Genomic DNA, 5,693 nt, shown 5'->3' with positions numbered 1-5,693 from the left:
CCTCGCTTCGCTATGCGAAGGCTCCGCTCAGCCCGCGCTACCGGCGGGAGTTACACCAACTGTTGGGACACTGCTTCAGGCGCTCAAATGGAAGAAATCTTCTTCTCGGATAAATCCATATCGGTTGGGTATACATGCCCAGATAAATGGTCTGGCCAGATTCTTCTGCGAAGGAAGCCGAAGGAGGTGATGTACCAGTTGGTGGAGGGTCCAGCTTCGCTGCGAGGTGTTTGGTCAAGCCCACCCGTTTTGCTAAACTTCCTCATCATGGCGCGGAAAGCTGACCTTTCCGACTGAACCGTTTGTCTGGCTTGTCTTCGTTCTATGGGCATTGGCTAGCGTCGCACCTCAGTAACTCAATCCTAACAATAAAGCGCTCCCCGTCTTTTTGTGGCGGGGGGCAACATTCTTTTCTGAAAATTCAATTAGGGAACATTCCATGAACAATTCCGATATGCTTGCTGGTGAGCTCGAAGCCATCAAACCTCTCACCCCCCGCACTGAGCGAATGCTGTACGACCTCGATTGCTTGGAGATCGACGGTACTAAAAAAGCAGAATGGAACGAGAAGGCAGATGAGATCAGGCTCGCTCACCTCCTACACGGTGACTTCGAACTCATCATCGACCGATGCCTAGGCGGCGATCAGGAACTCAAATGGCGTGTCATGCAGGCCGATATTGATGACCGTCGCGGGTTGGCCGTTCTCAAGCACCATCTGTCCAAGAGAAAGGCAGAGGTCACTGGCGATGCAGCGTTTGCTCTCCGGTCTCTGGAAAAAGATCAGGAGTTTTGCGAGTCCCGTACCAGTGATCTGCGAAACATCGAACCCCTTCCATCAGGCTCTTATCGAGTGCGGATAAAGGGCAAAAAGAAGACCTTCACGACGTTGCTGGAAGCCAGCTCATATCGAGACCTTGTGGCAAGTCGCTTTTTGGGGTCGAGGGAAAACAAAAACCCTCAGGACGTACTCTTACAAGATACTGTTTTTAAAATATAAATTTGAATGATCCGTGGCAATTTTAGGGGGTTCCGCACCTACCCCCCATGCCCCCCCGATTTTTGCCACGAAAAGAACGATTTCAAAGGAGCCATTATGCCTAGATATCCCCCTATTTCACACAGCCGGAGGGACAACCGTCAGTGCCTCCGCTGCAAGCATCAACCCGTCATGCACCATGATGGTGTCTGGTACTCTCTATGCAAATCTTGCCTCCGGCAGACTCAACTGGGTCCGTTCAAGAAGCGTCCCGGTGCTGTTGGTCAGGAGTACAGTCAATGGTAATGCATCAACGCTTTGAGGCGAAGAATGTTGTGGCAGAGACGCAGCAGAAGGTCTTCGAAAAGATCCTGATGAGGATGAGCGTTAAGGGCGCTCTTCAGTTTTTCACCGCTGAGACAGGTTTGGGCAAGACAACTGGTGCCCGGTTGGCGATGAGGAGAATATGGGATGAGGTTGATCCTTCAGCACACTTTCTGGTCCTTGTCCCGACTAGGAAGGACGCAGATATTTTCTGGCAAGAGATGGAGAAACTGGCACCCGGTCAGTCTGCTGTCTGGACGCAGTACCACGATCCCGTGGAAGACGTGTTGGCGGACTTCAAACCTTCCGTCCGGTTCACTAAGTTCGAGGCAGCGAAGAAGAAGTGCCTTATCTTGACGCACAATGCGGGCAAGGCGGCTGAAGGCTGGGTGGGTAGACGTGATGCAGTGCTCATTGATGAGTACCCTCAACCTGTCCCTAGCGGCGTGGTTCATCGCTGGCAGTTCGTGAAGGCAGAAGATGAAGAACAGTCCACACCCTACGCCAAGGCGGCAAGATGGGCGGAGGAGCGGGATACGCTTGGCCTCAGTCCGACCGGCTTTCCCGCTTGGGTGTACGAGGTTCTAGAGACGGCACCCAAGTCGGAAGCTGCTAAGGCGATCAAGCGGCTAGCCGAGCACATGGCTCAGGGCACTGCGTTCCAGCGTCGGTTTGGCAAAGCGTCGGTTTGGCGCTGGTACACCTATGACCTGCCGTTTGAAGAAAAGGCGGTAGTGTTCTCGGCTACTGCACACCTTGAGGGCTGGCACTTCGATCCTGCTCAAGGAGGCACGATTGAGCGCGATCCTGTAAAGGTGAATTATCAGAATATGACGGCAAAGTACGTCCCATGGCCCAATGGCGTATCCCACTACCACGACAAGATTCAGGACGACCCAGATCAGCGGGAAGCTCTTGTGGCCTATGTGGCCGAGAAGGTGGGAACGTGGAACAGTGGCACCCTCGTCGTCTGTCCGAAGCCATTAAAAAAGGATATCGCACGGAGGCTGAAGGGGGCAAAGATCACGCACTGGGGTTGCGACGTAGGCAGTAACGAGTACCGAGACTGCGATACCGTCTGGCTGGTGTCCTTGTTCCATAAGCCCTCCGATGTGCTGTTCTTGCAGTATCTTGGGCATGCTCGGCAGTATGCCACGGATGAAACACTAGAGCCGGGACAGAACACTCAGAGCAGTACGATCCGAGAGCTTAAGAGATTGCATCATGCCACCCACGTCAAACAGATGGCAGCGAGAGGTAGTTGCCGAAATGTAGACGGTGATGGTTTAGCAGATCAGATGGAGCTAAACTGTATTTTTCCTGACCGTGATTTGTTTACCGAGCTCCTGCCGGAGCTGTTTCGAGGCGTAAAGCTGGTGTACGAGCAAGGCTCCGAGCCAGCGACCAAGGGCAAGACGAGAACGGTGGTTGTCAAGATCGCTGACTATTTGCAGCGGACCAACAAGGATTGTGTTTCGGCGCAGGACCTTAAAGATGCAGATATCAAGATCAAAGGAACGAAACCGAAGGCGCAGATCGAAGAACGAACCGATTTATGGTTTTCCATGGGGTGGAGTTTCGAACGTGGACGGCCCGGCAGATATGGCAAACCTACGAGCTTCACTCGATTGAGCTAAAGGTTCTGGCGGGGCTAAAAGTTTTAAAGGTTCTTAGTCTTAATAGAATTTCCCTTAAGAGTAGGGACCTTTAGAATTTCCTATTATTAATAATCAGTTATTAGGATTAAACTGAAGCTCACTCAAAGAGGCGACAGGGGCGCTGCGCCCCCTGTACCCCAGCTAAGACAATGAAGACAGCTGCGCTGTAGAAAAGAGACAAACAGGGGGCTCTCGCCCTTAAGTGAAGGCCCCTTTGGTGTGCCCAGAAGGCTCTCTAGTCTCATTTGTCTTTGATCTGGTAAATAAAGAACTGGGTGAACCACTGCGCCCCGCCGGGACCTTATAGCCTATCACCCTCCTAGTAGGGATATATTAACACGAGAATGAGTTTTTGTCAACATTACACAAAGATACACCACGGGTTTCAGCCCTCTCCGATCTGTACTTCTAGCCGCGCTTGTAGTGAGCGCCATGGTCTATTCTTCTCTTCTGTCTTATTCATCAATAAGCGATGGTTCCATAGGCTCCGCATGAAACTACTTATTTTTCTCAGGCTTTAGTTATCCCGCTTAGCTTTTCCTTAATTTCTTCGAAATTGTCGCTTGAAGAAAGAGCTTCCTTTATTTGTATTCGCATTTCACTATTTCTTTTGACCTCACGGGAAAGTGCCTCATTGAGGCTAGACAGTCCGCTATAACCGTACAAAAGGCCACCGCCACCCATGATTACCACCCCAATGATGATCTCCCAGTCAAACGTAAAGTAATAGGATGAAAGACCTGCGCCAAATACAAGGCCAGAAAATAAAAAGGTCCAGCAGGTGCTCTTTGCATCATCCATTTTGTCGTTAGGTCCTTGGTGTGTTGTTAGAATATAGTCACCTTCTCAAAATTCTGTCGAGAAATTTTCAAGGTGTGTTTCATTGAATAGGAATACCCCCCATACCCCCCGGGGTTCCCCCTATGTGTAGAGCCAGAAGAACATCCCCCCCACGTTAATAGCACCTTCTGCTCCTGTTGTTCATGGATTTTGTCTTCTTCCACTGATATAACACCTTCAACGTTCGTTGATGATTGATAAATGGAGAAGAGTAGATGAGAGAGTTGAGCATGGCCATCGTCATTGGTGCTGCATTGATTGCATGGTCGAACCGCTATAGCACATCTGGTGGTGATCTCGGATTTGTTGTGGATAACTTTACGGGTCGAATTTGGGCCTGCAACACTGCAACCTGCTACCAGCCCGAGACGCAGCCATGAAATACGTCACCTATAAGCGTGTCAGTACAACTGGCCAAGGGAAGTCAGGGCTTGGGCTGGAAGCGCAGGACAGGGATATCTCACTCTTTCTGGAAAACTACTCAGAAGAACCTTGGGAAGTGATCGGTGAATTTACGGCTGTGGTCAGTGGCTCAGTTGAGCACCCTCTGGAATTGAAGGAAGCAATTGCTCTAGCCAAGGGTCAGAAAGCTACCTTGCTTGTCTCTAAACTCGACAGGTTGTCCCGAAAGGTATCTGTGATTGCTACGTTAATGGACGACAAGAAGCTCCAGCTCAAGGTGGCTCAGATGCCTCAGGCTGATAAGTTCTCGCTCCATATTTATGCTGCACTAGCTGAGCAGGAACGTGACTTTATTTCGAAGAGGACTAAGGCCGCATTGGCGGAAGCCAAGGCCAAAGGTGTGAAGCTGGGAGGCTATAGGAAGGGCGCAGAGGCGCGCTACAGGGCGATCTCGGCTCAGGCTGATGCCAACGCCCAGAGGGTGATCAACACCATTCAGCCCTTACGTGAGCAAGGTATGACCTACCAGCAGATAGCCGACCGGATGACAGAGCTTGGAGTTAAGACAGCTCAGGGGTCTGAATGCTGGTATCCATCAACCGTGAAAAGGGTGCTAGAACGGGCTTGAGTTCCTTCGGGTCACTGGCTGTTTCTCAAGCTGTGATAGTAATCAGAACATACTTCAAAGTCACCGGAAAATGGTTCACTTTCAAATACATCTCGGGAGCCAGTCGAAGCATAGAGCGCTCGGAATTCCGAAAGATAGAGTTCACGTATTGCCTCGATTGTTGCCGTCGCCCGATCCCATCCCACATCAAAAGAGGTGTCTCCATGGTTCTCGTAGACTCGTGCTGCTGCTTCATGAAATTCCTGATATCGCATAGAGAAGGCACGGAATGTATCCGGACCAAGGTTATCCTGAACCAACCAGGCTATCACGCTCATGTGCAGTGCAGCACATCGCTCATACCGATAGGCTTCGAAAGACCTATCCATCGTACTTTCAAAGGGAGGAAGTTCTTGTGCAAGCGCTGAAGTGGGAAGGCAAACTGCTAATGCCGCTCCAAGATTCCGAATAGTTTTCATGTAGTGGTTTCCGATTAAAATATTGATACTAAACGATAATAATGTACGTGACGCAACTCTGCCATCTTGACATCACCCTAACATTTTGATTTAAATCAATATTTTTTCATCAAGTTCGCTCAACCGCATCTCACCAATGCATCGAAGCTCACCAGAAGTGCAGCACCATAGAAGTGATACATATGTTACAGCGAAGCTGGCTCTATCGGTACGATCTTTGATCGTTATTTCCCACACATTTCCCACACATTTTGCATACATTTGGGGCAATTGCTTGCCATCTCGGACGCTTTCAAGCATTGTCCTCTCGACTGAGAATGTCTTTGGTAGATAGTGTCCCGGGAAATGGTGTAACTTTGCTCTTCGGCCTTGGCTCGGCCGCAGTTACAGGGCGGCGATTGTCG

6 protein-coding genes are annotated in these 5,693 nt (G+C 50.3%); 4 read left to right on the top strand and 2 right to left on the bottom strand.

Annotation, left to right across the window (positions count from 1 at the left end; genetic code table 11):
- Positions 1-439 precede the first annotated feature (439 nt).
- Both HNS34_RS20310 and HNS34_RS20305 read left to right on the top strand, forming a co-directional pair.
- Positions 440-1,000 (top strand): hypothetical protein, encoded by a 561-nt coding sequence (locus HNS34_RS20310; RefSeq protein WP_172321898.1) that lies wholly within the window; start codon positions 440-442, stop codon positions 998-1,000.
- A 278-nt stretch (positions 1,001-1,278) separates the two neighbouring features.
- On the top strand, positions 1,279-2,940 hold the full coding sequence (locus tag HNS34_RS20305) for a DEAD/DEAH box helicase family protein (protein WP_172321897.1): 1,662 nt from the start codon (positions 1,279-1,281) through the stop codon (positions 2,938-2,940).
- A gap of 531 nt (positions 2,941-3,471) precedes the next feature.
- On the opposite strand, the gene HNS34_RS20300 is transcribed toward HNS34_RS20305, so the two are convergent.
- On the bottom strand, positions 3,472-3,762 hold the full coding sequence (locus HNS34_RS20300; protein WP_172321896.1) for a hypothetical protein: 291 nt from the start codon (positions 3,760-3,762) through the stop codon (positions 3,472-3,474).
- A gap of 269 nt (positions 3,763-4,031) precedes the next feature.
- On the opposite strand from HNS34_RS20300, the gene HNS34_RS20295 reads away from it, so the two are divergent.
- Positions 4,032-4,181 (top strand): hypothetical protein, encoded by a 150-nt coding sequence (locus HNS34_RS20295; RefSeq protein ID WP_172321895.1) that lies wholly within the window; start codon positions 4,032-4,034, stop codon positions 4,179-4,181.
- Positions 4,178-4,831, top strand: a complete 654-nt coding sequence (locus tag HNS34_RS20290) for a recombinase family protein (protein ID WP_172321894.1) — start codon at positions 4,178-4,180, stop codon at positions 4,829-4,831. The genes HNS34_RS20295 and HNS34_RS20290 overlap by 4 nt, the downstream gene beginning before the upstream one ends.
- Positions 4,832-4,842: 11 nt before the next feature.
- Here the strand turns inward: HNS34_RS20290 and HNS34_RS20285 are convergent, their stop codons facing one another.
- Positions 4,843-5,289 (bottom strand): hypothetical protein, encoded by a 447-nt coding sequence (locus tag HNS34_RS20285; RefSeq protein ID WP_172321893.1) that lies wholly within the window; start codon positions 5,287-5,289, stop codon positions 4,843-4,845.
- Positions 5,290-5,693: the final 404 nt, after the last annotated feature.

This window comes from Alterinioella nitratireducens (genome assembly GCF_013155465.1).
Classification (GTDB): domain Bacteria; phylum Pseudomonadota; class Alphaproteobacteria; order Rhodobacterales; family Rhodobacteraceae; genus Alterinioella; species Alterinioella nitratireducens.
This window is presented reverse-complemented; position numbering and strand designations above follow the sequence as displayed.

Coding starts and splice junctions, on each gene's coding strand:
- HNS34_RS20310 (WP_172321898.1), top strand. CDS start 440: ATGAACAATTCCGATATGCTTGCTGGTGAGCTCGAAGCCATCAAACCT.
- HNS34_RS20305 (WP_172321897.1), top strand. CDS start 1,279: ATGGTAATGCATCAACGCTTTGAGGCGAAGAATGTTGTGGCAGAGACG.
- HNS34_RS20300 (WP_172321896.1), bottom strand. CDS start 3,762: ATGGATGATGCAAAGAGCACCTGCTGGACCTTTTTATTTTCTGGCCTT.
- HNS34_RS20295 (WP_172321895.1), top strand. CDS start 4,032: ATGGCCATCGTCATTGGTGCTGCATTGATTGCATGGTCGAACCGCTAT.
- HNS34_RS20290 (WP_172321894.1), top strand. CDS start 4,178: ATGAAATACGTCACCTATAAGCGTGTCAGTACAACTGGCCAAGGGAAG.
- HNS34_RS20285 (WP_172321893.1), bottom strand. CDS start 5,289: ATGAAAACTATTCGGAATCTTGGAGCGGCATTAGCAGTTTGCCTTCCC.